General features: G+C 67.4%; 25 protein-coding genes. 20 read left to right on the top strand and 5 right to left on the bottom strand.

Annotated features, from left to right (window positions below; all coding sequences use genetic code 11):
- Positions 1-7 precede the first annotated feature (7 nt).
- Both VRZ77_RS01855 and VRZ77_RS01850 read left to right on the top strand, forming a co-directional pair.
- Complete coding sequence (locus VRZ77_RS01855) at positions 8-244, top strand: DUF1656 domain-containing protein (RefSeq protein WP_414591010.1); 237 nt, start codon at positions 8-10, stop codon at positions 242-244.
- Positions 241-1,113, top strand: a complete 873-nt coding sequence (locus tag VRZ77_RS01850) for an efflux RND transporter periplasmic adaptor subunit (RefSeq protein WP_414591009.1) — start codon at positions 241-243, stop codon at positions 1,111-1,113. Before VRZ77_RS01855 ends, VRZ77_RS01850 begins: the two co-directional genes overlap by 4 nt.
- A 21-nt stretch (positions 1,114-1,134) precedes the next feature.
- Here the strand turns inward: VRZ77_RS01850 and VRZ77_RS01845 are convergent, their stop codons facing one another.
- Genes VRZ77_RS01845 through VRZ77_RS01835 form a run of 3 tightly spaced genes read right to left on the bottom strand, consistent with a single transcriptional unit; the run spans position 1,135 to position 3,748 of the window.
- A complete protein-coding gene (locus VRZ77_RS01845; protein ID WP_414591008.1) occupies positions 1,135-1,791 on the bottom strand; it encodes a response regulator transcription factor in 657 nt (218 codons plus the stop codon).
- Positions 1,791-3,218: an ATP-binding protein gene (locus tag VRZ77_RS01840; protein ID WP_414591007.1), complete on the bottom strand. Its 1,428-nt coding sequence runs from the start codon at positions 3,216-3,218 to the stop codon at positions 1,791-1,793. The genes VRZ77_RS01845 and VRZ77_RS01840 overlap by 1 nt, the downstream gene beginning before the upstream one ends.
- Positions 3,218-3,748, bottom strand: a complete 531-nt coding sequence (locus VRZ77_RS01835; protein WP_414591006.1) for a hypothetical protein — start codon at positions 3,746-3,748, stop codon at positions 3,218-3,220. The genes VRZ77_RS01840 and VRZ77_RS01835 overlap by 1 nt, the downstream gene beginning before the upstream one ends.
- A 457-nt stretch (positions 3,749-4,205) precedes the next feature.
- On the opposite strand from VRZ77_RS01835, the gene VRZ77_RS01830 reads away from it, so the two are divergent.
- The 16 genes from VRZ77_RS01830 (at position 4,206) to VRZ77_RS01755 (ending at position 20,250) form a co-directional block, all read left to right on the top strand.
- Positions 4,206-6,110 carry a methanol/ethanol family PQQ-dependent dehydrogenase gene (locus VRZ77_RS01830; protein WP_414591005.1) on the top strand — a complete coding sequence of 635 codons (1,905 nt, stop codon included), beginning with the start codon at positions 4,206-4,208 and terminating at the stop codon, positions 6,108-6,110.
- Positions 6,111-6,224: 114 nt separating this feature from the next.
- Complete coding sequence (moxJ, locus tag VRZ77_RS01825; protein WP_414591004.1) at positions 6,225-7,097, top strand: methanol oxidation system protein MoxJ; 873 nt, start codon at positions 6,225-6,227, stop codon at positions 7,095-7,097.
- 70 nt (positions 7,098-7,167) lie between these two features.
- Positions 7,168-7,746 carry a cytochrome c(L), periplasmic gene (moxG, locus tag VRZ77_RS01820; RefSeq protein ID WP_414591003.1) on the top strand — a complete coding sequence of 193 codons (579 nt, stop codon included), beginning with the start codon at positions 7,168-7,170 and terminating at the stop codon, positions 7,744-7,746.
- A gap of 44 nt (positions 7,747-7,790) precedes the next feature.
- On the top strand, positions 7,791-8,105 hold the full coding sequence (locus VRZ77_RS01815; protein ID WP_414591002.1) for a methanol dehydrogenase [cytochrome c] subunit: 315 nt from the start codon (positions 7,791-7,793) through the stop codon (positions 8,103-8,105).
- A 197-nt stretch (positions 8,106-8,302) separates the two neighbouring features.
- Complete coding sequence (locus VRZ77_RS01810; protein WP_414591001.1) at positions 8,303-9,334, top strand: AAA family ATPase; 1,032 nt, start codon at positions 8,303-8,305, stop codon at positions 9,332-9,334.
- The gene (locus VRZ77_RS01805) at positions 9,331-10,191 is read left to right on the top strand and encodes a DUF58 domain-containing protein (protein ID WP_414591000.1); all 861 of its coding nucleotides are present in this window, start codon (positions 9,331-9,333) and stop codon (positions 10,189-10,191) included. The genes VRZ77_RS01810 and VRZ77_RS01805 overlap by 4 nt, the downstream gene beginning before the upstream one ends.
- A 1-nt stretch (position 10,192) precedes the next feature.
- On the top strand, positions 10,193-11,113 hold the full coding sequence (locus tag VRZ77_RS01800) for a nonribosomal peptide synthetase MxaA (protein ID WP_414590999.1): 921 nt from the start codon (positions 10,193-10,195) through the stop codon (positions 11,111-11,113).
- Complete coding sequence (locus tag VRZ77_RS01795) at positions 11,110-12,201, top strand: vWA domain-containing protein (protein WP_414590998.1); 1,092 nt, start codon at positions 11,110-11,112, stop codon at positions 12,199-12,201. The genes VRZ77_RS01800 and VRZ77_RS01795 overlap by 4 nt, the downstream gene beginning before the upstream one ends.
- Positions 12,198-12,758, top strand: coding sequence for a hypothetical protein (locus VRZ77_RS01790; RefSeq protein ID WP_414590997.1), 561 nt, complete (start codon positions 12,198-12,200; stop codon positions 12,756-12,758). The genes VRZ77_RS01795 and VRZ77_RS01790 overlap by 4 nt, the downstream gene beginning before the upstream one ends.
- Positions 12,755-13,732, top strand: a complete 978-nt coding sequence (locus VRZ77_RS01785; RefSeq protein ID WP_414590996.1) for a VWA domain-containing protein — start codon at positions 12,755-12,757, stop codon at positions 13,730-13,732. The genes VRZ77_RS01790 and VRZ77_RS01785 overlap by 4 nt, the downstream gene beginning before the upstream one ends.
- 15 nt (positions 13,733-13,747) lie before the next feature.
- The gene (locus VRZ77_RS01780) at positions 13,748-14,275 is read left to right on the top strand and encodes an SRPBCC family protein (RefSeq protein WP_414590995.1); all 528 of its coding nucleotides are present in this window, start codon (positions 13,748-13,750) and stop codon (positions 14,273-14,275) included.
- The gene (locus VRZ77_RS01775; protein ID WP_414590994.1) at positions 14,272-15,270 is read left to right on the top strand and encodes a YncE family protein; all 999 of its coding nucleotides are present in this window, start codon (positions 14,272-14,274) and stop codon (positions 15,268-15,270) included. Before VRZ77_RS01780 ends, VRZ77_RS01775 begins: the two co-directional genes overlap by 4 nt.
- Before the next feature lie 227 nt (positions 15,271-15,497).
- On the top strand, positions 15,498-16,172 hold the full coding sequence (locus VRZ77_RS01770) for a flavin reductase family protein (protein WP_414591104.1): 675 nt from the start codon (positions 15,498-15,500) through the stop codon (positions 16,170-16,172).
- 352 nt (positions 16,173-16,524) lie between these two features.
- Complete coding sequence (locus VRZ77_RS01765; protein WP_414591103.1) at positions 16,525-17,511, top strand: iron ABC transporter substrate-binding protein; 987 nt, start codon at positions 16,525-16,527, stop codon at positions 17,509-17,511.
- Positions 17,512-17,587: 76 nt separating this feature from the next.
- The gene (locus VRZ77_RS01760; protein WP_414590993.1) at positions 17,588-19,213 is read left to right on the top strand and encodes an ABC transporter permease; all 1,626 of its coding nucleotides are present in this window, start codon (positions 17,588-17,590) and stop codon (positions 19,211-19,213) included.
- On the top strand, positions 19,210-20,250 hold the full coding sequence (locus VRZ77_RS01755) for an ABC transporter ATP-binding protein (RefSeq protein WP_414590992.1): 1,041 nt from the start codon (positions 19,210-19,212) through the stop codon (positions 20,248-20,250). The genes VRZ77_RS01760 and VRZ77_RS01755 overlap by 4 nt, the downstream gene beginning before the upstream one ends.
- A gap of 48 nt (positions 20,251-20,298) precedes the next feature.
- Here the strand turns inward: VRZ77_RS01755 and VRZ77_RS01750 are convergent, their stop codons facing one another.
- Both VRZ77_RS01750 and VRZ77_RS01745 read right to left on the bottom strand, forming a co-directional pair.
- Complete coding sequence (locus VRZ77_RS01750) at positions 20,299-21,105, bottom strand: hypothetical protein (protein ID WP_414590991.1); 807 nt, start codon at positions 21,103-21,105, stop codon at positions 20,299-20,301.
- A 28-nt stretch (positions 21,106-21,133) separates the two neighbouring features.
- A complete protein-coding gene (locus VRZ77_RS01745; protein ID WP_414590990.1) occupies positions 21,134-21,913 on the bottom strand; it encodes a DeoR/GlpR family DNA-binding transcription regulator in 780 nt (259 codons plus the stop codon).
- 448 nt (positions 21,914-22,361) lie between these two features.
- On the opposite strand from VRZ77_RS01745, the gene VRZ77_RS01740 reads away from it, so the two are divergent.
- Both VRZ77_RS01740 and VRZ77_RS01735 read left to right on the top strand, forming a co-directional pair.
- Positions 22,362-22,907, top strand: coding sequence for a TRAP transporter small permease subunit (locus tag VRZ77_RS01740; protein ID WP_414591102.1), 546 nt, complete (start codon positions 22,362-22,364; stop codon positions 22,905-22,907).
- Positions 22,904-24,241, top strand: coding sequence for a TRAP transporter large permease (locus VRZ77_RS01735; RefSeq protein ID WP_414590989.1), 1,338 nt, complete (start codon positions 22,904-22,906; stop codon positions 24,239-24,241). Before VRZ77_RS01740 ends, VRZ77_RS01735 begins: the two co-directional genes overlap by 4 nt.
- Positions 24,242-24,275: the final 34 nt, after the last annotated feature.

Genomic DNA, 24,275 nt, shown 5'->3' with positions numbered 1-24,275 from the left:
GATTCGCATGGTTTCCGATCCACTGTTCCGCACGGTCGATCTGTTCGGCTTCTATCTTCCACCCGTCGTCCTGTGGGCGGGGGCCGCTCTTGTTCCGTATCTGGTGGTCAGCCGGCTCGCGGACTGGGCGGGCCTCTACCGTTTCGTCTGGCATCGGCCGCTGGTCGACGCCGCCCTGTATGTGATCATCGTCGGCGCGATGATCTTCGCGCTGCCGCTGGTGACAGGAGCGACACAACGATGATCTCGGGCATGCTGCGTTTCGCCGTAACCTCTGTCCTCGTAGCCGTCGCCGCCGTCATCGGCTGGCAGCTCTGGACGTACTACACCCTCAGTCCCTGGACGCGCGATGCGCGCGTGCTTGCCAATGTCGTCCAGGTGGCGCCGGACGTATCCGGACTGATCAGCGCGATCCATGTGAAAGACAACCAGCTGGTCGCGAAGGGCGACCTGCTGTTCGAGATCGATCAGGAGCGCTTCCGGGCGGCGCTCGACCATGCGCAGGGCGATGTCGCCATGAAGAAGGCGGCCCTTGAGCTGGCGCGAGCGGATGCGAAGCGCTACGCGACGCTTGAGCGCGAGAACAGCCCGGGATTTTCAAGGGAGGCGGGCGAGCGCATGAACACGATTGCCGCCGAGGCGGAAGGCGCGTTTCTGGTGGCTCAGGCCAACCTCGTCGTGGCCGAAATCAACATGAGGCGCAGCAAGGTCTACGCTCCTGTGAACGGCCATGTGACCAACCTGACGGCGGTTCAGGGCGACTTCGCCAGCACCGGCAATGGCGTGCTCGCGCTGGTCGATTCCGACACCTTCTACGTCTACGGCTACTTCATGGAGACCAAACTGCCGCTGATCCAGGACGGAGCCCGGGCACAGGTCGAGCTGATGGCCGGCAATGTCGTGCTGGACGGCGTCGTGGAAGGCATGGCGCGCGCGATCGCGAATCCCGACGACGCACGCGGGCTGCTGGCGAGCGTCGACCCGCAATTCTCCTGGATACGGCTTGCCCAGCGCATTCCCATACGCGTGCGCCTTGACGATCTGCCGCCCAATGTGCGCCTGGCGTCGGGAATGTCGGCCACGGTCATCATCACGCCGGAACCGGCACCCTGAGCTGTATCTTTGTCGCCAGCGTCACCGCCGTCCCCGCGGAATCTGCGTCGGGGACGTCGACACATACTGGATCGCCCGCCGCACCAGTTCCGGCAGGGTGCCGGCGTCGAGCTTCACCTTCAGCTGCGAACAGCTATTGGCGACGGTCTTGTAGCTCACCCCCAGTTCCTCGGCGATCTGGGTGTAGTCGCGGCCCTCGGCCAGCAGCGACAAGGTCTGCAATTCGCGGGGCGTGACATCGCCCAGAGGCGTGTCCCGCCGCGCGCCCAGCATCGCGACCTGAACCGCGAGGTCCGGGCTGATATAGGGCTGGCCGCGCCGGATCCGGTCGAAAGCCTCCAGCAGCGCGCCGGGAGAGGTGTCCTTCAGCACATAGCCATTGGCCCCCGCTTCCAGCGCGCGGCTGGCGATGACCGGATCGCCGTGCATCGAAAACACCAGGATCGGCATCCGCGCGCTCTGCGCGCGCAGGCGGCGCACCAGAAGCAGCCCGCTCAGGCCATTGCCGTGCAGGGAAAGATCGACGATCACCACGTCCGGCTTCTCGCGGCGGAACAGGCGATATCCCGCGAGGATGGTTCCCGCCTCCATCACCCGATCGACGCCGGCGTCTTCCAGCAGGCGGCGGCATCCCTGCAGCACGATGGGATGGTCGTCGATGACAAGGACGCTGGTCATCAGGCTGAAGCCCTTTCCTGGGTGCGGGCGCCGGTCTCGCCGGCGGATATGGGAATGGTGATCGACACACGGGTGCCGCGCGGCGGACTGGGCTGGATGCGCCACGCACCGCCGAGCACGCTTATGCGCTCCTCGATGCCGATGAGCCCGAAACCCCGCGCGGCGTTGGGATCAAAGCCCGAACCGTCGTCGAGGATGACGAGCACGATCTCCGTGTCCCCGCCCCGCGCCTCGATCGCGATGTTCCGCGCGCCGCCATGGCGCAGGGCATTGGTGACGGTTTCCTGGATGCAGCGATAGACCGTGAGGTCGATACAGTCGCCATAACGCTCCGCCAGCCCTTCGAGCGTCAGCCGGAACAGCCGGTCCGGGGCGTGGTTCTCGAAATCCGCGACGAGATCGGCGATGACCGCCGCCAGCGGCACATGGCCCAGCGCCATCGGCCGGATACGGCGCAGCAGGCGGCGATTGAGCCCCTGAATCCGGTCGACGATCTCGACCATGGTGGCGCTGCGTTCGCCGATGCGGCGGGCGAGCGCGGGTTCGGCCTGAGCCGAAATCCGGCCGAGCGACTCCAGATTGGCGCGCAGGCCGAACACGCAGGGGCCGAGCTCGTCGTGAAGTTCCGAGGCGATCTCGCGGCGTTCGTCGTCCTGCACCCGGATCAGCCGCTCATTGAGCCGCAGATTGTCGTCCCGCGCCAGCTTCAAGGCGGCTCCCAGCGCGTTGAAGCGGTCGATGATCACCGCGAATTCGCGCACATTGGGCATGGGCAGGCGATGCTCGAAGCGCCCGGCCTCCAGCTCGGAGAGCCCGGCGGACAGCGTCCTGAGCGGCATGAGCAGCCGCCCGAGCACGACATAGAGCGCGCAGAGGATGGCGAGGTTGACGCCAAGCGCCAGCAGGGCGAGCGCGGACATGTCTTCCCAGACTTCCTCGATCTCGTCGGAGGCCTCGCCCGCCACCACGATCTGCCCGAGCGTGCGCCCGTCCACCACCACCGGGAAGGCGCGCTCGGTATGCGCCACGGTGACGAGGGCGGCGAACCAGCCCGGCACCTCGTCTCGGTCGTCGGCCACGGGATCGTGCCCGTCCGGATTGGCCGGCACGTCGACCACACGGCCATCGGCGGATTCGATACGCAGGCGCACATGGCGGAAGGTGCCGAGATGCTGGGGCAGCCGCGCGAGCGTATCGGCGTCCGCGCCCTGAGCAACCGCGCGTTCGATACTGTCCTGCACCAGCCGTTCCGTGACGGCGAGCGAGGACAGCATCTCGGCCTGCGTCGCGCGCCGGGCATTGGCGACCACCACCACAAGAGCGATGAGCGCGGCACAGAGATTGATGGCGATCACCGCGGCCATCACCTGCCAGCGCAGCGAGCGGTGATGGCGGAAGCGGGCGGCGGGTTCCGGCGCGAAAGCCATCACGGCGTGCTCCCCGGTGTCGTGTCGGCCTTCAGCGCGGCGAAGCTCGCCTCACGGGACAGGCCCTGGACGCGGAGGTTGTAATAGTGCTGGCACAGATCGCTGAAGCCCGCGCGCGCACCCTCTCCCGTCAGGCCGGAAAAGCCGGCGATGATCTCCTGCGGGCTCTCCGCGATTCCGATCTCCCCGAGCATGGCCTGCAACTGGACGGCGCGATTGGCGATCATCCGGTCCGTTTCGCCGAAGCGGCCATCGGCATCAGCGAGACGGCGGCGCCAGTCACCGACGGCGGGAGCGTCGGGCGGCAGATCTCGGCCGGCCTCCCGGCTCGCCAGCCACAGATCGGGCGGGGTTCCGTCGGTCGGCTGCAGCCAGGTCTTGCGGGACACCTCGTCGCTGGCCGGCGCGGTCACACGTTCGCGCGCATCCTCGCGCGCGCCCTGCGGCGCCTCGTCGGAGCAGCCGACGAGGGCAAAGGCGGCGATCGCGCCGAGGATGGCGCCGGTGAAGCACAGCGGTTTGGCGTTCATTTAATACTTATGATGTTCTTATAAATATTACTTGGGCGATCCTCGTCTCTTCCCTCAAATGCCAGCGATCTGCGCCACCCTGACGCGCCCACGGAATCGGGGCGGCGGCGGCCAATAAGGTTCAAGACACTGGAATGGAAACATTTTTACGGGGAAGCGGCAAGCGTTTCCGGACCGCTTGTGTGAAAGCTCCCTCCACCCATGGAAAAGTTCCCGACCAGAATTTCCAACTTGCCTAAAGACACCGATCAGCTTCGACGCGAACAATAACCACAGGATCGAACGAAATAATTAGAAAAACATAAGAAATTCACTTCCCCCTTAGAATAACGTCCAGCGGAAACGCCATACCCGCAGGACCGGATGAAGTGGATCGAAAAGATCCGTCCTCGCCTGCGGCAGCGCGCCGGAGACAGAGGCGGAACGGCTTGGGAAATGGAAACGCGAGGGAAATCCAATGAGTCGACTGCACTCTTCAGTGTCAGCACTCACCGTTGCCACCGCTCTGGCGGCCGCGGTCAGCTTCGGCGCCGTGGCGCCTGCGGCTGCGAACGACAAGCTGGTCGAACTGTCGAAGAACACCGACAACTGGCCGATGACCGGCAAGAACTACAGCGCCAACAATTTCAGCGAGGCCAATCAGGTCACCAAGGAGAACGTCAAGAACCTCAAGGCGGCGTGGTCGTTCTCCACCGGCGTCCTGAGCGGCCATGAGGGCACGCCTCTGGTGGTCGACGGCGTGATGTACATTCACTCGCCGTTCCCCAACACCACCTTCGCGGTCGGCCTGGACGATCCCGGCAAGATCCTTTGGCAGCACAAGCCCAAGCAGAACCCGACCGCCCGCGCGGTGGCGTGCTGCGACGTGGTCAATCGCGGCCTCGCCTACTGGCCCGGCAACGACAAGGTCGGCCCGCTGATCCTCAAGACCCAGCTCGACGGCCACGTCGTGGCGCTCAACGCCAAGACCGGCGAGGAGTACTGGAAGCTGGAGAACTCCGACATCAAGGTCGGCTCCACCCTGACCATCGCCCCTTACGTGGTGAAGGACACGGTGCTGATCGGCTCCTCGGGCGCCGAACTCGGCGTGCGCGGCTACGTCACCGCCTACGACATCCCGACCGGCGCCCAGAAGTGGCGCGCCTATGCCACCGGCCCGGATGAGGAAGTGCGGCTCGGCGACGACTTCAACAGCGCCAACCCGCATTACGGCCAGAAGGGCCTCGGCCAGGCGACCTGGGAAGGCGAGGCGTGGAAGATCGGCGGCGGCACCAACTGGGGCTGGTACGCCTTCGATCCCGACACCAACCTGTTCTACTACGGCTCGGGCAATCCGGCGCCGTGGAACGAGACCATGCGTCCGGGCGACAACAAGTGGACCATGACCATCTGGGGTCGCGACATCGACACCGGCATGGCGAAGTTCGGCTACCAGAAGACCCCGCATGACGAGTGGGACTATGCCGGCGTCAACGTCATGATGCTCTCCGAGCAGCAGGACAAGGAAGGGAAGATGCGCAAGCTTCTCACCCATCCCGACCGCAACGGCATCGTCTACACGCTCGATCGCGAGAACGGCGACCTGATCTCCGCCGACAAGATCGACGACACGGTCAACTGGGTGAAGCAGGTCGACCTCAAGACCGGCCTGCCGCAGCGCGACCCGGAATATGCCACCCGCATGGACCACAAGGCCCGCGACATCTGCCCCTCGGCGATGGGCTACCACAACCAGGGCCACGACTCCTACGATCCGGAGCGCAAGTCCTTCTTCATGGGCATCAACCACATCTGCATGGATTGGGAGCCCTTCATGCTTCCCTACCGTGCCGGCCAGTTCTTCGTCGGCGCGACCCTGTGGATGTATCCCGGCCCCAAGGGCGACCGCCAGACCTATGAGGGTCTCGGCCAGGTGAAGGCCTACGACTCCATCAACAACAAGTACAAGTGGGAAGTGATGGAGCGCTTCGCGGCCTGGGGCGGCACGCTCGCCACCGCCGGCGGCCTGGTGTTCTACGGAACGCTCGATGGCTTCATCAAGGCGCGCGACAGCGACACCGGCGAACTGCTCTGGAAGTTCAAGCTGCCCTCCGGCGTCATCGGTCATCCCATGACCTACACCCATAACGGCACGCAATACGTCGCCATCTATTACGGCGTCGGCGGCTGGCCGGGGGTTGGCCTGGTGTTCGACCTCAACGACCCGACCGCCGGCCTCGGCTCGGTGGGCGCGTTCAAGCAGCTCCAGCACTACACCCAGATGGGTGGCGGCGTGATGGTGTTCTCGCTCGACGGCAAGGGTCCCTATGACGATCCGAAGGTCGGGGAATACTCCACCGAGATCATCCGCTCCGGCGGCTGACCGTCCTCCCCGGAACGCCGCCCGGTGCAGTTGAACCGCGCCGGGCGGCTCTTTCTCCCGAGATTTTCCGATGCTGCGCCGGCCTCGCCCGCGCGTCCGTCCCGGAGGAACACCATGTCCAAGACACGACAGTCAAAGGCGCGGGCCGTCAGCCGGTTCGCCATTCTTGTCGCCAGCTTCGCCTTCGCGAGCGCCGCCGGCGCGGCCGAGGAGACGGCCGGCGCCACGGCCAAGGAACTGCGCATCTGCGCGTCGAATGTAGAGGCGCCGTTCTCCACCGCGGATTCGTCCGGCTTCGAGGATCGCATCGCCAAGGAACTCGCCGAGGCCATGGGCCGCAAGGCGGTGTTCGTGCGTACGGACCAGCCGGGCATCTATCTGGTGCGCGACCAGCTCGACAAGAACAACTGCGATGTCGTGATGGGCATGGATGTCGGCGACGAGCGCGTGCTCACGTCGAACCCCTATTACCGCACCGGCTATGTGCTGGTCACCAAGGCCGACCGCAACATCACGGCCAGCGACTGGCAGGATCAGCAGATCAAGGACCAGACCCGTTTCGCCGTGCGGTTCTACTCGCCGGCCGAGACGATGCTGAAGCGCATCGGCCGCTTTGAAGACAACGCCGCCTACATGTACTCGCTGGTCAACTTCAAATCCCGCCGCAACCAGTGGGTCCAGGTGCCGGGCGACCGGCTGGTCACCGAGGTCTCGAAGGGCGAGGCGGATGTCGCCATCGCCTTTGCCCCGGAGGTCGCGCGCTACGTGACGTCGTCTTCCACGCCGCTGCGGATGACGGTCATCTCCACCGACATCGACCGGCCGAACGATAAGCCGATCCCCATGCATTACGACCAGGCCATCGGCATTCGCAAGAACGACGCGGCGCTGCTCGCCGAGATCAATGCCGGGCTGGAGAAGGCGCGCGGGGCGATCGACAGGATCCTGACCGAAGAAGGCATCCCGCTGCTCAAGCCGAACACCTGATCCGCCACGGAGCCGGCGGTGGGAGCGCCGACGGCTTCGCCTGCCCGATCGCACGAAGTGAAAAGGTTCGATGAAAAAAACAACGCTCGTAAAGACGGCCGTCGTGCTTTTGACCGTGGGTGCTCTCGCCGTTGGGGCGCGCGCCGCGATCATGCTGACCAATACGGTGACCGGTCAGCCGCTCGACCTCTCGGAAGCACCCGAGGAAGGTCGCGACACCAAGGCCGTGAAGACGTTCCTTGAGACCGGGGTGAACATCTACAACGAGGATCCGGTCTGCCTGCCCAAGGCGCACGAGATCTTCCTGTCCATGTGCTCGGGCTGCCACGGCCATTACGGCGAGGGCAAGATCGGGCCGGGCCTCAACGATTCCTACTGGACCTATCCCAAGAACGAGACCGACCAGGGTCTGTTCGAGACGATCTTCGGCGGCGCGAACGGCCAGATGGGTCCGATGTACGGCGCGCTCAACATGAACGAGATGCTGCTCGCCATGGCCTGGGTCCGGCACCTCTACAAGGACGATCCGAAGGGCGCGACGTGGCTGACCAGCGAGCAGCGCGCCGCCTTCAAGCCCTTCGAAGCCAACGCCAAGCATATCGAGCCATCCGACGTGATGCCCCCGACATGCGGCGGACAGGCGGGCTGAGCCAACAAGCCCGTCGCAACAAGGTGGAAACGAGGAGACGCAGCATGAGGATGATCGACCGTACCGTGAAGTTCACCTGCCTTCTGACCGGCACCGGGGCATTCGCCCTCGGTCTCGTCGTCAGCGCGGCTGCCTATGACGGCACCAACTGCAAGGCGCCCGGCAATTGCTGGGAAGCCAAGCCCGGCTATCCCGACAAGGTCGCGGGCTCGAAATACGATCCCAAGCATGACCCCAAGGAGCTGAACAAGCAGTCGCAATCCATCAAGGAAATGGAGGAGCGCAACGCCCAGCGCATCGCCCATTTCGAGAAAACCGGCCAGTTCATCTATGACGTGAAGAAGATTCCGGCGAACTGACGGCCTCTTCAGACTTCAATTCACGAACCCACTTGGGGCGGTTGCTCATCTCCTTCTGCCCCGCGATCCTCCGGGCCTTCAGTCCGGAATGTGGGTAACTGGCGCGGCCGACGGCAAACGGGTGTTCCCTGTTTGCGTGGGCCGCGCCCTTTTCGGGCCGGCGACGCCGTGCGCCCGCGTGTTGGAAGGGCCCCCGAATGCGCGTCGTTCGCGACACCGACTCCGTCCTGTCGGACTGGCAGCAGCAGGCGCTCCGTTTCGAGCGCGAGATCGGCACGGTCGTCCTCGGCCAGGAACGGGTGATCCGCCTGCTCACCATCGCCACCTTCGCCCGCGGCCATGTGCTCCTGGAAGGCGATGTCGGCGTCGGCAAGACTACGCTGTTGCGGGCGCTCGCCAACGCCATCGGCGGCAGCTTCGAGCGCATCGAGGGCACGATCGACCTGATGCCCGCCGACCTGATCTATCACGCCCATCTCGGCGAGGACGGCAGGCCGCGCATCGATCCCGGTCCGCTGCTGCGCCAGGGCGAGGACCTGTCCGTCTTCTTCTTCAACGAGATCAACCGCGCCCGTCCGCAGGTGCATTCGCTGCTGCTGCGGCTGATGGCCGAGCGCTCGGTCTCCGCCTTCAACCGCGATTATCACTTTCCCCATGTGCAGGTCTTCGCCGACCGCAACCGCGTGGAGCGGGAAGAGACCTTCGAGCTGCCCGCCGCCGCGCGCGACCGCTTCCTCATGGAGGTGCAGGTCGCCATGCCGGCGGATGAGGAGGCACGGCGCGCGCTGGTGTTCGACACCCGTTTCCATAATGTCGACGCCCTGCTCACCGAGGTGAGGCCCGGCGGGCTCGATCCGGCGGCGCTGGAGACGGTGGCGCGGGCGATCCAGTCCGGCATCCGCACCAGCGACACGCTGGAGAGCTATACGCTGGCGCTCTGGGAGGCGATCCGCGCGCCAAGCCGCTTCGGCATCACGATCGACGGCGTCGACATGAACCGGCTGGTGCAGGGCGGCGCCAGCCCGCGCGGCATGAGCTATCTCATCCGCGCGGCGCGCGTGCGTGCCTTCCTCGAAGGGCGCGACATGGTGGTGCCGGAAGACCTGCGCGCCGTGTTCCCGGAGGTGATGGCGCACCGCATCTTCATCGATCCGGTCTATGAGCTGCGCCGCGAGGGGCTGGTCGGCGAACTCATCACCCGCGTGTTCGAGCGGGTGCCGGCGCCATGAGCGAACCTGTCGTCCCACATCCCATGACCCCGCTGCCTTATCGCCTGCGCTGGCGGCCGGAGGGCATCCTTCCCGGCGCGCATCCCGGCCATGGCGAAGGGGCGGAAGGCGAATTCCGGCGCCACGTCTCGCTGCTGCGCCAGCCCGATCCACGCCGCATCGATCTGCGAGCCTCGCTGCGCGATCCTTATGGCGAGCTTCATGTCCGGCAGTTCGCGCCGCGGCGGGCGGTGCCGGTGTCCGCTCTGGTGGACCTCTCCGGCTCGATGCGCTTCGGCGGAGCGATCTCCGGGCGGGTGGCGGAGCTGTGCGCGGTGATGGCGCTGTCCGCCGTGCGCTCCGGCGACAGCTTCGCGCTGTTTGGCTGCGATGACCGGCTGCGGGAGGATGTGTCCATACCGCTGGCGCGGCGGCGCGGGCTGGAGGAGGAAGTCCGCGAGAAGCTCGCCGCCGCCGAGCCTGCCGGCCGCGGCGCCGCCGGCCTGTTGGAGGCGGCCGAACGCCTGCCGCACCGCCGCGCGCTGGTCCTGCTGATCTCAGACTTCCTGTCGCCGCTCGACGAGACCGAGCGCCTCTTCGATGCACTCTGGCGCCACGATGTGGTGCCGGTGGTGGTGCGCGACGGCGCGGTCGAGGAGGACTTGCCGAACTGGGGCCTCATCGAGCTCGGCGATCTGGAGACCGGTGCCTCGCGGCTGGTGTTCATGCGCCCCGCCCTGCGCCGGCGCTGGATCGAACAGGCGCGCGCGCGCCGGCAGGCGCTGAACGACCTGTTCGCCCGGCGCGGGCTGCGCCCCTTCGATCTGAAGGACAGCTTCGATCCCGACGCGCTGGCGCGCCGGCTGATGGAGGGTTGAGATGGCCGGGCGCGTCGGGCTCGCCATGCTGCTGCTCGCCGTCTCGGGCGCCCTGCCCGCGAGCGCGCAGGTGCGCAGTGTCGAGCTCTACGCGCCGCGATCCTTCGGCTATGTCATCGGCGACGCGCTGACGCTGCGCGCCGAGATCGCGCTCGACGCGCCTTTCGCGCTCGACCCCGCCACGCTGCCGACGCCGCGCGCGCTGAATTACTGGCTCGACCTGCGCAATGTCCGGCTTGAGGATCGGGGCAACCATGGCGGGATTCACCGCTACACGCTCGATCTGACCTACCAGACCTTCTATGCCCCGCTGGAGCCGCGCCGGCTCGACATCCCCGCGCTCGCGCTTTCGGCGGTCGCCGGCGACCGGCGGGTGGCGGTGAACGTGCCGGGCTGGTCGTTCCTCTCGTCCCCGCTGCGCGAGGTGATGACCAGCACGCCCGGTCAGGCCATGGCGCTGCGGCCCGACATTCCGCCCCGCCCGATTCCGACGGCGGCAAGCCGCAACGGCCTGCTGGCGTCGATCGTGGTCACGCTGCTCGCCCTCGCCGCGCTTGCCTGGCAGATGGCGTGGTGGCCGTTCCACCGGCGACCCGCGCGGCCCTTCGCGCAGGCCGCGCGGGCGATGGCGGCGACGCTCCGGCCTTCGGCGTCGGAGACGGCCTATCGCGGCTCGCTCCTCGCCTTGCACCGCGCATTCGACAATACCGCTGGACGCGGCGTCCTCGCGGAGGACCTGCCCGCCTTCTTCGCCGCGCATCCCGCCTTCCGCGCCGTCGAGGGCGAGGTTCGCCGGCTTTTCGCCGTCTCGCGCGCCGTTTTCTTCGGCGGGGATGGCCCGCGCGCCCAAAGTGACCTCCCGCCGGCCGAACTGCTCGCCCTCGCCCGGCGCCTGCGCGCCGTCGAACGGGAGGCGGCATGAACGGGGTGAACACGGGATGGATCGCGACGGCCTGGGAGAGCGCCTCCAGCCATTGGGGCGTCGATCACCCCGCCGCGCTGGCGCTGATGCTGCTGGCGGTCCTGCCGTGGATCGCGACGCCGTTCCGCCGCGGCGGCGTGCCGGCGGTCACCCTCATTCCGCCGGACCGGCTCTCGCGCGCGATCGGCGCGCTGCTGCGCCTCTCCGGCATGGTCGCGATCCTCGCGCTGGTGCTCGGCAGTGCCGGCCTGCACCGCCGCGAGCAGAGCTATGAGCGGGAGGGAACCGGCGCGCATCTCGTGCTGCTGCTCGACCGCTCCTCCAGCATGGACAACAGCTTCGCCGACCGGGCGCCCACCGGAGATCAGGAATCGAAATCCGCCGCCGCCAAGCGGCTGCTCTCCGACTTCGTCGCCCGCCGCCCGCATGACCGCATCGCGGTGGCGGCGTTCTCCACCTCGCCCATGCCGGTGCTGCCGCTGACCGACCATCACGCGGTGGTCGACGCCGCCATCGCCGCCATCGATCAGCCGGGGCTGGCCTTCACCGATGTCGGGCGCGGGCTGGCGCTGGCCTTCTCCTATTTCGACGAGGACACCGACGAGAGTTCGCGCGCGGTGCTGCTGGTCTCGGACGGCGCGGCGCTGATTGATCGCCGCGTGCAGGAAGCGCTGCGCGACGCCGTGGTCCGCACGCCGGTGCATCTCTATTGGCTGTTCCTGCGCTCGCGCGGTTCCAAGGGCATTTTCGAGGTGCCCCCGCCGGGCGAGGACACGCCGCAGGCCAACCCGGAGCGGCATCTGCACCTGTTCCTGCAAAGCCTCGGCATCCCCTACCGCGCCTTCGAGGCGACGAGCCCCGAAGCGGTGGGGCAGGCGATTGCGGAGATCGACCGCCAGGAAACCCGGCCGATCCGCTATGTCGAGCGCGTGCCGCGCCGCGATCTGGCGCGTCCGGCTTTCGCCGTGGCGACCTTGAGCATCGGATTGCTGATCCTCGCGAAGCTGGCCGAGCGCCACCTCGTGACGGTCCGCGCGCCTCGCCTCCGCTCCCCCGAGCGCAGCGAAGAACTCAGGAGGGCGGCATGAGAGCCGGCCGCCTCATCCTCGTCCTGTGCGCGGCCGCGCTGGTCGCAGGCCTCGCCGGCATGGCGTGGTTCGCCGCCCGGCTTTACGTCGAGCACAGGGACAACACGACCATCGCCGCCCTCGCGGCGGGGCAGGACCGGGAGGTCGCCCCCGAGGATGCCCCGCCTGTGCTGTTCGCCCGGCTTGGCTTCCTCACCTTCCGCGATCGGCTGGACGAGGCGCAGCCCCTGCTCAACCGGCTCGCGGCGGGCGAGGATCGGCCGCTGGCGGTGGCCGCGCTGTACGACATGGCGAATGCCCGGCTGCGGCTCGCCATCGATCATCTCGGCATCAATGACATCGATCCGGCCATCCCGCTGGTGCGGTTGGCCAAGGAGGGCTACCGCCGCGCGCTGACGCTCGATCCCGGCTTCTGGGACGCCAAGTACAATCTCGACATCGCGATGCGGCTGGTCCGCGATTTTCCGCAGATCGAGACCGACGGCGAGGAGATACCGCCCGAGGCCGCCAAGCGGCTGTGGACCGACCTGCCGGGCCTGCCGAAGGGGCTGCCATGAGCCTCGCCGGTCTCCGTCTCCTGCACGACGCGCGCTTCTGGCTGCTGGTGCTGGCGCTGCTGGCGACGCTTGCCGCCCTTGTCGCGCCGCGCCTCATCATGGCGCGCGAGGCGCGGGACCTGTTCGTCGTCATAGACGTCACCGGCAGCATGAACCTGCGTGACGGGCAGCTTGGCGGCGCGCCGGCCACCCGGCTGGCCGAGGCCAAGCGCGCGGCCAGGGCCCTGCTCGCCGGCCTGCCCTGCCAGTCGCGGTTCGGGCTCGGCATCTTCACCGAGCGGCGCAGCTTCGTCCTGTTCGAGCCGGCGGAGGTCTGCGAGAATTTCCCGGCCATCGATGGCGCGATCGACGATCTCGACTGGCGCATGGCATGGGAGGGCGACAGCTATGTCGCGCGCGGCGTGCATGCCGCCATCGCCCAGGCCGACAGGCTCGGCGCCGATGTCGTCTTCATGACCGACGGCCACGAGGCCCCACCCCTCGCCGGCGGCGAATTGCCGGCCTTTGGCGGCGAAGTGGGCAAGGTGGGCGGCGTCCTCGTCGGGGTCGGCAGCACCATTCCCTCCCCGATCCCGAAATTCGACGCCGACGGCCGCGAGATCGGCTTTTATGGCGAAAGCGACGTTCCGCAGGAGAACCGCTCCGGGCCGCCGCCGGCCGATGCGCCCTCGCGCGCGGGCTACAACCCGCGCAACGCGCCGTGGGGCGGCGAGGCGGCGTCGGGAACCGAGCATCTGAGCGCGATGCGCGAGGAGCATCTGCGCGCGCTCGCCGCCCAGACCGGCCTCGGCTTCGTCGCGCTGACCTCGGCATCCTCACTCGCGGGCGCGGTAGAGGCCGACACCCACGCCCGTCCGGTGGCGGTGCCGGTTGATACCGCCAGCCTTCCCGCGGCGCTCGCTTTGCTGTGCCTCACCCTGCTTTTCGGTCTCGCGGCCATCGCATCGCGCCGCGCTCCCATTCACCTCGATTGAAGGATTAGCAAGACGATGTTCCGTCCCCTCGCATTCGCTCTCGGTCTGGTTCTGCTGTGCGCCCCGCCCTTGCTGGCCCATGGCCCCACGCCGCAGCGCGCCGACGAGACCATCACCATCAACGCGCCGCCGGATGTGGTGTGGGGGCTGGTCTCCGCCTTCGACGACATCGGCAAGTGGCAGCCTCTGGTGAAGAATGTCGCGGCCACCGGCGGTAATGCCGCCGGCGCCGAGCGCACGCTGACGCTGGAAAAGGGCGAGATCACCGAAGGGCTGGACGAGGTGGACGCGGCCGGCAAGCGCCTCTCCTATCGGCTGTCGAAGGAGAATGTCGATGTTTTCCCGGTGAGCTTCTACACCGGCGTCATCGAGGTGAAGCCGGCGGCGGGCGGCAGCGAGGTGCTGTGGAGCGCGCGTTTCTATCGCGCGGACACCACCAATGAGCCGCCGGAAGACAAGAACGACCAGGCCGCCATCGACGCGATGACCGGCTTCATCACCGAGGGTCTCAAGGGGCTCAAAGCCAAGGCGGAAGCGCCGTGACACTGCGCGTCCTCGATCGCCGCCGGTTCTGCACGCAGCTTCTGGGTGCGTGCGCGGCGGCCGGATGGGCGGGGTTGCCGTCCGCTCCCGCCCTAGCCGCGACCGGGCCGCACGCGGCCGTGGTCTCGCAGCAGGCCGGCACGGTGAGCCTGATCGACGTCGACAAGGCCCGCGTGGCGCAGAGCTTTCAGGTGCCGCGCGTGCCCGCGGCTCTCGCCGCCGCGCCGGATGGAAGGCTGTTCGTCTCGCATCCCGATCTCGGCCGGGTGTCACTGCTGGATGTGACCAGCGGGACGGTGACGCTGGAGATTCCCGTCGGAAAAGAGCCGTTCGGCCTCGCTGTGGCGTCGGCGGGCGCGGATTCGGGCGCGAATGTGCTGGTCACCGACTGGTCCGCCGATGCGCTGCTGCGCCTCGATGCCGCGACCGGCAAGGAGACTGGCCGCGCGGCTGTCGGGCGCTCGCCGGCCCATGTCGTCGTCGATAAGCGCCGCCAACTCGCTTATGTCGCCGACCGCGAGAGTAACACTGTCAGCATCGTGGATACCGAGCGGATGGAGCGCCTCGGCGTGGTGCCGGTGGGAACGGCGCCGTTCGCGCTGGCGCTCTCGCCGGAGGGCGATGCGCTCTATGTCGGCAATGTCCGCAGCAACGATCTCTCAGTCGTCGACACCATCGCGCGCCGGGAAACCTCGCGCGTGCCGGCCGGGCTGATGCCCTATGGCGTGGCGGTGACGCCGGATGGCGCGCGCGTGCTGGTGACCAACCAGCAGAATGGCGGGCTTACCGTCATCGAACCGGGCGCGCCCGAAAAGATCCTGCGCGCCCGCATCGGCGTGTTTCCCGAAGGCATCGCCCTGGCGTCCCCGTCCCGCGCGCTGGTGGCAGACTGGGCGGAGGACGAGGTGCTGATCGTCGAACTGCCCACGCTTCAGGTGATCGAGCGGATACACGTCGGCGCCGGGCCGCGCGGCATCGTCATGCTCTCGGCGTAACAATCGCCGACCGCGCCGGCACGCCCTTTCAATAGCCGCACGAGGTCGCGCATCGCCGGACGATGCGACGGCGCACCGCCGGTCGCCCTCCTCGACAGCCGGGTCAAAGCGCGCAAGGCTGCGAGCGCCGTCGTCGGCTGAATCGGTGCATATGAACCGCAGAGAACGCGCATGAACGTCACTCGTATCAAGAAAGGCGTCTCGCGCCGGGGGCTTGTGGCATGAGCATGCACCGCGAGCCGGAAACCGATTCCGTCGCCTTCGATTTTCGCGAACTGGGCGAGCGCGAGCGCTACAAGCTGATGATCGGCACCATCGTGCCGCGCCCCATCGCGCTGGTCACGACCGTCGACCCGCAGGGCCGGGTGAACGCCGCGCCGTTCAGCTTCTTCAACTGCCTCTCGGCCGATCCGCCCATCGTGGCGCTCGGCGTCGAGAACCACGCCGACATGTCGTTCAAGGACACGGCGCTGAACATCCGTCTCACCGAGGTGTTCACGGTCAACATCGTCTCCCACGCCATCGCCGAGGGCATGCATCTGTGCGCCGCCGATTTCCCGCCGGGGGCGGACGAAGTGGCGGCCTCGGGCTTCACCGCCGTGCCGGGCGTGAAGGTCGCCTCGCCCTGGATCAAGGAGGCACCGGCGGCCTTTGAGTGCCGCCGTCACCTGACGCTCGAACTCGGCAAGTCGCGACAGATCATCCTCGGCGAGATCGTCTATGCGCATTACCGCTCGGATGTTGTGGACACCGAGCGCCTGCGCATCGATCCGGCACGGCTGGACGCCATCGCCCGGCTCGGCGGTAGCACCTGCGCCACCATTCGCGACCGCTTCGACATGCCGACGCCCAGCTTCGCCGAGTGGTCCAGCCGGCCGGGCCAAAGCGAGGACATCGGCTAGCGCCCGCATGGCCGGAGGTGCCGCCGAGCCTCGCCGCGCTTAGCCTCCGCGCCGTCGACCGTCATCGGCGGGCCGGTGTTCCGCCCATTCACGACATCGGGAGCGGTCCCAGCCCCGTGTCGCGCGCGACACGGCGCCCCAATTCAGCGATGCCAACGCAGCAGCACCTTTTCCGGTCTCCCGGCCGCAAGGTGAGATCTAATCGCACGGCGCTCTTCCTTAGAATGAATACAAACTTCATTCGTTGACTTTTAAGATGAAAATTCACAGAACTTCGCATCTGGCTCGATAGTTGTTTCAGATGAGCGGAGATTACGTGAAGACTCTTGGATCCGTACTTGCCGCAACGTCAATTATCGTTTCAGCAATTGTTGCGACGTCTTCCCTATCCCATGCGCAGTCGGCGGCGGAGGGAGGCCTCGTCGTCTATAATGCCCAGCATGAAAGCCTGACCCGGGAATGGGTCGAGGGCTTCACGAAGGAGACCGGCATCGAGGTCATCGTCCGCAACGGCGGCGATACCGAGCTCGGCAACCAGATCCTGCAGGAAGGCACGGCCTCGCCGGCCGATGTGTTCCTGACCGAGAATTCCCCGGCCATGGCGCTGGTGGAAAATGCCGGGCTTTTCGCGCCGCTCGATGCCGAGACGCTGGCGCAGGTGCCGGCGCATTTCCGCCCTGCCAGCGGCAACTGGACCGGCATCGCCGCGCGTTCCACCGTGTTTGCCTATGACACCCGCAAGCTGACGCCGGACCAGCTGCCCAAATCGCTGCTGGATCTTGCCACCCCGGCCTGGAAGGGCCGCTGGGCCGCCTCCCCCTCGGGCGCGGATTTCCAGGCCATCGTCGGCGCGCTGGTCCAGCTCAAGGGCCCCGAGGCCGCCGCCGACTGGCTCAAGGGGATGAAGGAGAACTTCACCGCCTACAAGGGCAACAGCACCGCGATGAAGGCGGTCAATGCCGGGCAGGTCGAAGGTGCCGTCATCTACCATTATTACTGGTTCGGCGATCAGGCGAAGACTGGCGAGAACAGCAACAACGTCAAGCTGCATTACTTCCGCCATCAGGACCCCGGCGCTTTCGTCAGCATCTCCGGCGGCGGCGTGCTCGCCTCCAGCACCCATCCCAAGCAGGCGCAGGCCTTTCTGAAATGGGTCACCGGCACGAGCGGCCAGGCGATCCTGAAGAACGGCACATCGTACGAATATGCCGTCGGCACTGGCGACGCGTCCAATCCCAAACTGGTGCCGCTCGCCGAGCTTCAGGCGCCGCAGGTGGAGCCGTCCAAGCTCAACAGCAAGCAGGTCACCGATCTGATGACGGCGGCCGGATTGCTCTGAGCCGGACGGCGCATGGTATCGCCGGCCCCTGCGGGCCGCCTCGCAGGGAACGGGTTCAGGACGGGTCGGTCGCGGAATGGATGACGGGCGTTCGACAATGCCGCTCGGGCAGGCCGGCAGTCAGCTCCTGCACGGCGCGGCGGAGCGCCGGCAGAACTGGGCTGCCTATCGCGTGGCACGGCGGCGCTGGCCGCTGTCGTGGATTTCCGTTGCCGCGGTCGCGGTGTCGCTGGCCGCGCTGCTGCCGCTCGGCTTCGTGGTGTGGATCGCCATCCTCACCGGCTGGGACACGGCTTCGGCGCTGATCTTCCGCCCGCGCGTCGGCGAACTCCTCGTCAACACCGTGCTGCTGGTGATGTTCACCGTGCCGATCTGCATCGTCCTGTCGGTGGCGCTGGCCTGGCTGACCGAGCGCAGCGATCTGCCCGGCGCGCGCGGGTGGGCCTGGCTCGCCGTGGCGCCGCTGGCGGTTCCGGCCTTCGTGCAGAGCTATGCCTGGGTCAGCCTCGCGCCGGGGCTGCACGGCCTGTTCGCCGGCGTGCTGGTGTCGACGCTGGCCTATTTCCCCTTCCTGTATCTCCCGGTGGCGGCCACGCTGCGGCGCCTCGACCCTGCACTGGAAGACGCCGCCGCCTCGGTCGGCCTGTCACCCGCGCGGGTGTTCTTCCACGTGGTGATGCCACAGCTCCGGCTGGCGCTGTGCGGCGGCTCGCTGCTGGTCGGGCTGCATTTGCTGGCCGAGTACGGGCTCTATGTGATGATCCGCTTCGACACCTTCACCACGGCGATCGTCGATCAGTTCCAATCCACCTTCAACGGCGCGGCAGCGCATATGCTGTCGGGCGTGCTGGTGCTGTGCTGCTTCGCGCTGCTCGGCCTTGAGGGCATGCTGCGCGGCGACGGGCGCTATGCCCGCATCGGCTCCGGCGCGCCCCGGGCGGTGCCGCGCGCGCGGCTCGGGCGGCATGTCTATCTGTGCCTGTTGCTGCCAGCCTCGCTCACCGCGCTCGCGCTCGGCGTGCCGTTCCTCACCATCGGCCGATGGCTGATCGCGGGCGGCGCGGAGATCTGGCGGGTCAGCGAGATTGTCGACGCGGTGGCGCAGACCTTCGTGCTCGCCCTCGTCGGCGGCGTGCTGGCGATGCTGGCGGCGCTGCCGATCGCCTGGCTGTCGGTACGGGTGCCCGGCGCCCTGTCGCGGCTGCTGGAGGGCGGCAATTACCTCGTCGGCGCGCTGCCCGGCGTGGTCATCGCGCTGGCGCTGGTCACCGTCACGGTGCGGGTGGCGCTGCCGCTCTACCAGACCTTCGTCACGCTCATCCTCGCCTATGTGCTGATGTTCCTGCCGCGCGCGCTGGTTAGCCTCCGGGCGAGCATCGCCCAGGTGCCGGTCGAGCTGGAGCAGGCCGCGGCAAGTCTTGGCCGCTCGCCGGCCCGCGTGCTGCGCGCCGTCACGCTGCGCCTGTCGGCGCCGGGCGCCGCGGCCGGCGTGGCGCTGGTGGCGCTCGGCATCGTCAACGAGCTGACCGCGACGCAGATGCTGGCGCCGAACGGCACCCGCACGCTCGCCATGGCGTTCTGGTCGCTGAGCGGCGAGATCGACTATGCCGGCGCCGCGCCCTATGCGCTGTTCATGGTGGTGCTGTCGCTGCCGGTGACGTGGCTGCTCTATGTCCAGTCGCGGCGGAGTGCCGGCCGATGAGCTTCCTGCAACTGCGTGCGGTCCACAAACGCTATGGCGCGGTGGCGGCGCTCGCCGGCATCGACCTCGCCGTCGGCGCCGGCAGCCGCACCGCCATCGTCGGCCCGTCGGGCTCGGGGAAGACCACGCTGCTGCGCCTCATTGCCGGCTTCGAGGCCCCGGACGAGGGGCAGGTGCTGCTCGACGGCGAGGTGCTGGCCGACCGCGACAGCTCGGTGCCGGCCTATCGTCGCGGCATCGGCGTGGTCTCGCAGGATGGCGCGCTATTCCCGCATCTGAGCGTCGCCGACAATATCGGTTTCGCGCTGGCGAAGGGCGACCCGGCGCGGGCCGAAACCATCGCCCGGCTGGCCGACATGGTGGAGCTGAGCGCCGCCATGCTGGCGCGCAGGCCGGACGAGCTTTCGGGCGGGCAGCAGCAGCGCGTGGCCCTTGCCCGCGCGCTCGCCATCCAGCCGCGCATGGTGCTGCTCGACGAGCCGTTTTCGGCGCTCGACACCGGGCTGCGCGTCAGCACCCGCAAGGCGGTGGCAAGGCTGCTCGGCGTGGCGGGCATCACCGCGATCCTGGTGACCCACGACCAGGAGGAGGCGCTGTCCTTCGCCGATCAGGTGGTGGTGATGGACAAGGGGCAATTGCTGCAGGCGGGATCGCCGCGCGAGCTCTATTCCCGGCCGGCAAGCCCTGTTGTCGCCGGCTTTCTTGGCGAGGCCATCTTCCTGCCGGCCGAGGTCGGCGACGGCTGGGCGCACTGCGCCCTCGGCCGGGTTCCCGTGAAGGATCGCGGGTTTCGCGGCGCCGCGCAGGTGATGCTGCGGCCCGAGCAGGTGTCGCTGGCGCGCGCGGACATGCACGACGCGGCGGCGCGCGGCGAGGTGATCGAGATCGAGTTCGCCGGCTCCTGCTTTGCTGTTTGCCTCAGGCTGCTGCCGGGCGAGGACGACATCCGCCTGCGCCTTCCGCTCGCCGACCCGCCGCAGCCCGGTGAGGTGCTGCGCATCGACATTAACGGCCCGGTGCATTTTTTCGCCCGCTGAGCGTGTACACGGCCGGCGCGGCGCTCGACGTCCCCGAAGCGATGCCCGCTACTCCAGCGTGCCGGTGATCGCCAGCACCGAGGCCAGCGCCTCGTCCGCCTTCAGCAATTGCCGGCGGATGCGGGCATGGTCGCGCTCGGCGTGCTTCTGCGCGAGGCGGATCGCCGCCCGCGCGAGCTTCACCGAGCGCAGCCGCTTCGACAGCCGCACCAGCAGATGCACACCCGCCGCCGGGCAGCTCGTCAGCAGACCGTCCTCCAGCGAGAGAACGGCGATCACCACGCCGGGATCGCCCTGCCTCGCGGTGCGCCCGGCGAGCTGGCGGTCGACCCGCGCGGAATCGTGGCGCTCGGTCATCACCACCAGCAGCCCGCCGCGCGTCTCGACGCCCGGCCCGAGCGAAATATCTGTGCCGCGGCCCGCCATGTTGGTGGCGATGGTGACATGGCCGGCGAGGCCGGCCTTTTCCACGATCGCCGCCTCCGACGCCTCGTCGATGGCATTGAGCACCTGGTGACGGATGCCGGCCCGCGTCAGGTAGCCGCTCGCCTCCAGTGAGGCGGAGACCGAGCGGGTGCCGATCAGGATAGGTACGCCCTGCGACTGGAAGCGCTGCGCGATGCGCGTCACCATGGCCCAGCGCTCCGGCGCGGTGGCGACGATCACGTCGGGAATGATGCGCCGGCGTGGCGGGCGGTGGGTCGGAATCCGCGCCACGCGCAGCCGGTAGACCTCCCACAATTCGCCCGCCACCTCCTCCACCGTCCCGGACATGCCGCACAGATGCCGGTAGCGCCGGAACACGCGCTGGTAGGTCATGCGCGCCAGCGTGCGGCGGCGCGGCGAGAGCGGCACCTCTTCCTTGATCTCGACGAGCTGACCTTCAGCCCTGCCCGGCGATCACAAGGTCGATGCCTGCCGTCGCGATCGCGCGGGCCATCTTCTCCCCGGGGGCCAAGTCGGTGACCAGCGTGTGGATGCGCGACAGCGGCGCGACCTCGAACACCGCGCGGCGGTCGAACTTGGAATGGTCGGCCAGCACGGTGACGAAATCGGCGCGCTCGATCATCGCCTTGGCGACCTCGGCCTCCTGAAGGTCGAAATCCATCACGCAGGCCTGGTCGATCGCGCCGACGGTCAGCACCGCGTGGCGCACACGGAACTTGGCGATCTGCTCCAGCGACAGCGGGCCGAGGCTCTCGCCGGCATCCACCCCATAGGCGCCGCCTATCAGGAACACCTTGTGGGTGTGGTCGCCCGCCAGCGTCGCGGCGATGCGCGGGGAGTTGGTGACGATCACCAGCGAATGGCGCGAGGTCAGCGCCTCGGCGAAGGCGATGGTGGTGCTGCCCGTGTCGATGAACAGCGAATCCTCGGGCTGAAACCGCCGGCTGGCCGCGACCGCGATGGCGCGCTTGGCCGCCGCGTTCTGCGCCATGCGCTGGGCGAACGGCCATTCGGTCTCCAGCGCCGCGCCCGGCTGGGCGAGCGCGCGGGCGCCGCCGTGACGGCGCTTGATCCGTCCGGCGGCGTCGAGGCGGGCAAGATCGCGCCGCACGGTCTCGCGCGACACGCCGAGCCGCTCGGCAATGGCTTCCACGCTCATTTCGCCCGATCGGGTGAGCAGGGCGACGATCTCGTCATGTCGCGAGCTGGGGGCCACGCGTCGTCCTCGCTGGACCGGGAGCCCGAGGCCCGACCGGTCCGGTTAAGTCAGCGGTCTCACGCCGTCACTCGCGCGGCGGAAGCCGACGGCGCCCGTTCGCCTACTCCTTTCGGCGCAGACGGCCAAGCCCGGCGGCCGGCCGGCATGCCATTTGCACGATCGGACAAGGATCAAGGCATGACAACGGCACTTCTGCCACGAATTGCCCGTTCGGGCAAGAATATGCGGGAGATTGAGCCCGTTTTCTATTTCAAACGGTCACTGGACCGTTGAAATGGTCAAATTTGTCAAAAAACGGACTTCTCTTTCGATCGAGCTTCGGTAAAGTGCGTGCTGTGCGAACAAATTCGGCAGGCTCAATTGCCATGCAGGCGCGGCAGGATAGCACCAGGGATGGGCGGTCGCGCATGCGGCGGGCGGCAGGACAGGGAGCAAGGGCTTGAACGTGGATGGAACGGCCGAACCCAGTCGATCGGGCGCCTGGCGCTGGATCGCCGGCTATGTACGTATCATCGACCGGATCTCGGACTATGTCGGCTACCTCGCCGCCTCGCTCATCTTCATGATGGGCGGCGTGCTGATGTTCGATGCCGTCACCCGCAACCTGCTCAAGATGCCGGTGCACTGGGCGGTGGAACTGACCCAGTTCACCCTCGCCGCCTATTATTTCATGGGCGGGCCCTTCACCCTGCGCAACAACGAGCATGTGCGCATGGACCTCTGGTATTCGACGCTGTCGGTCCGGGGTAAGGCGAAGATCGACCTCGCGACGGTCTGGTGCCTGATTTTCTACCTGGTGGTCATGCTGATCGGCTCGATCTCCAGCCTGCAATACGCCATCGCCACCAATGAGAAGCGTTTCTCGATCTGGAATCCGTCGGTGATTCCGATCAAGGCGCTGTTGATGGTCTGCCTTGTTCTGATGCTGCTTCAGGCCTTCTCGCTCGTCTTCAAGCACATCGCCACGCTGCGTGGGGAGACGCTGGCATGAGCTATGAAATGATCGCGCTGCTGATGTTCGCCTCCATGGTGGTGGCGCTCATCAGCGGGCAGCTTGTGTTCGCCGCCATCGGCTTCGTCGCCTCTGCCGCCGCGCTGCTGCTCTATGGCCCGGGCGCCATGGACCTGCCGTTCAACCAGGTGTTCAAGCTCTTCAACTGGTACGCCATGCTGACGCTGCCCATGTTCATCTACATGGGCTACATCCTGGCGGAATCCGGGATCGCGGAGGATTTGTACCGCGCACTGCATGTCTGGTTCGGGCGGTTCACCGGCGGCCTCGCCATCGGCACCATCTTCCTGATGGTCATCATCTCGGCGATGAACGGCCTTTCGGTCGCCGGCATGGCGATCGGCGCCACCATCGCGCTGCCGGAGATGATCCGCCGCGGCTATGACAAGGTGCTGATCTCCGGCGTGGTGCAGGGCGGCTCCTCGCTCGGCATCCTGATTCCGCCGTCTGTCGTGCTGGTGCTCTACGGCATGATCGCGCGCCAGCCGGTCTCCAAGCTGTGGTTCGCCGGCGTGTTTCCCGGCCTGCTGATGGCCGTGCTGTTCATTCTCTACATCTACATCCGGGTGAAGCTGAATCCGAAGCTCGCGCCCGCGCTGACGGATGAAGAACTGAACATGCCGCTGCGCGAGAAGCTGGCGCTGGCGCGTGCGGGCATCATCCCCTTCGCCATCTTCTTCTTTATGACCGGCCTGTTCGTGTTCGGCGTCACCAGCCTCGTGGAAAGCTCGGCGGTCGGTGCCACGACGGCGACGCTCGCGGCCATCGCCAAGGGGCGGTTCAGCTGGCCGGTGGTGCGCGATTCCTCGATCAAGACGCTGAACGTGTCCTGCATGTTCATGTGGCTGATCCTCGCCGCGCTGGCCTTCGGAACCGTGTTCGACGGCCTCGGTGCGGTGAAGGCGATCGAGTTCCTGTTCGTGAAGCAGTGGGACCTCAGTCCCTGGACCATCATCATCATGATGCAGCTCAGCTTCCTGGTGATGGGGATGTTCCTCGACGACACCGCGATGCTGGTCATCGTCGCGCCGCTCTACATCCCGCTGGTCAAGGCGCTCGATCTCGGCTTCGACAACCAGCTCATATGGTATGGAATCCTGTACACGATTACCTGCCAGATCGCCTACATCACCCCACCCTTCGGCTACAACCTCTTCCTGATGCGCTCGCTGGCGCCGAAGGAAATCACGCTGGTCGACATCTACAAGTCGATCTGGCCCTTCGCCGCGATCATGGCATTCACCATCATCATCCTGATGGTTTTCCCGCAGATCGCGCTCTGGCTGCCGGCCCACATGAACGTCAAGGGCTGAAGGCGCACCCGCTTTCCCGACCTTTCCATAAAAA

Origin of the sequence: Ancylobacter sp. G4_0304 (assembly GCF_047501495.1) — a bacterium.
Classification (GTDB): Bacteria; Pseudomonadota; Alphaproteobacteria; order Rhizobiales; family Xanthobacteraceae; genus Ancylobacter.
Note: the sequence above shows the minus strand (reverse complement) of the source record. Positions and strands in the feature narration are given on the sequence as shown.

What these genes read in the sequence shown, in the direction of transcription:
- VRZ77_RS01855 (WP_414591010.1), top strand. Translation starts at nt 8, where the DNA reads ATGGTTTCCGATCCACTGTTCCGCACGGTCGATCTGTTCGGCTTCTAT.
- VRZ77_RS01850 (WP_414591009.1), top strand. Translation starts at nt 241, where the DNA reads ATGATCTCGGGCATGCTGCGTTTCGCCGTAACCTCTGTCCTCGTAGCC.
- VRZ77_RS01845 (WP_414591008.1), bottom strand. Translation starts at nt 1,791, where the DNA reads ATGACCAGCGTCCTTGTCATCGACGACCATCCCATCGTGCTGCAGGGA.
- VRZ77_RS01840 (WP_414591007.1), bottom strand. Translation starts at nt 3,218, where the DNA reads ATGGCTTTCGCGCCGGAACCCGCCGCCCGCTTCCGCCATCACCGCTCG.
- VRZ77_RS01835 (WP_414591006.1), bottom strand. Translation starts at nt 3,748, where the DNA reads ATGAACGCCAAACCGCTGTGCTTCACCGGCGCCATCCTCGGCGCGATC.
- VRZ77_RS01830 (WP_414591005.1), top strand. Translation starts at nt 4,206, where the DNA reads ATGAGTCGACTGCACTCTTCAGTGTCAGCACTCACCGTTGCCACCGCT.
- moxJ (WP_414591004.1), top strand. Translation starts at nt 6,225, where the DNA reads ATGTCCAAGACACGACAGTCAAAGGCGCGGGCCGTCAGCCGGTTCGCC.
- moxG (WP_414591003.1), top strand. Translation starts at nt 7,168, where the DNA reads ATGAAAAAAACAACGCTCGTAAAGACGGCCGTCGTGCTTTTGACCGTG.
- VRZ77_RS01815 (WP_414591002.1), top strand. Translation starts at nt 7,791, where the DNA reads ATGAGGATGATCGACCGTACCGTGAAGTTCACCTGCCTTCTGACCGGC.
- VRZ77_RS01810 (WP_414591001.1), top strand. Translation starts at nt 8,303, where the DNA reads ATGCGCGTCGTTCGCGACACCGACTCCGTCCTGTCGGACTGGCAGCAG.
- VRZ77_RS01805 (WP_414591000.1), top strand. Translation starts at nt 9,331, where the DNA reads ATGAGCGAACCTGTCGTCCCACATCCCATGACCCCGCTGCCTTATCGC.
- VRZ77_RS01800 (WP_414590999.1), top strand. Translation starts at nt 10,193, where the DNA reads ATGGCCGGGCGCGTCGGGCTCGCCATGCTGCTGCTCGCCGTCTCGGGC.
- VRZ77_RS01795 (WP_414590998.1), top strand. Translation starts at nt 11,110, where the DNA reads ATGAACGGGGTGAACACGGGATGGATCGCGACGGCCTGGGAGAGCGCC.
- VRZ77_RS01790 (WP_414590997.1), top strand. Translation starts at nt 12,198, where the DNA reads ATGAGAGCCGGCCGCCTCATCCTCGTCCTGTGCGCGGCCGCGCTGGTC.
- VRZ77_RS01785 (WP_414590996.1), top strand. Translation starts at nt 12,755, where the DNA reads ATGAGCCTCGCCGGTCTCCGTCTCCTGCACGACGCGCGCTTCTGGCTG.
- VRZ77_RS01780 (WP_414590995.1), top strand. Translation starts at nt 13,748, where the DNA reads ATGTTCCGTCCCCTCGCATTCGCTCTCGGTCTGGTTCTGCTGTGCGCC.
- VRZ77_RS01770 (WP_414591104.1), top strand. Translation starts at nt 15,498, where the DNA reads ATGCACCGCGAGCCGGAAACCGATTCCGTCGCCTTCGATTTTCGCGAA.
- VRZ77_RS01760 (WP_414590993.1), top strand. Translation starts at nt 17,588, where the DNA reads ATGGATGACGGGCGTTCGACAATGCCGCTCGGGCAGGCCGGCAGTCAG.
- VRZ77_RS01755 (WP_414590992.1), top strand. Translation starts at nt 19,210, where the DNA reads ATGAGCTTCCTGCAACTGCGTGCGGTCCACAAACGCTATGGCGCGGTG.
- VRZ77_RS01735 (WP_414590989.1), top strand. Translation starts at nt 22,904, where the DNA reads ATGAGCTATGAAATGATCGCGCTGCTGATGTTCGCCTCCATGGTGGTG.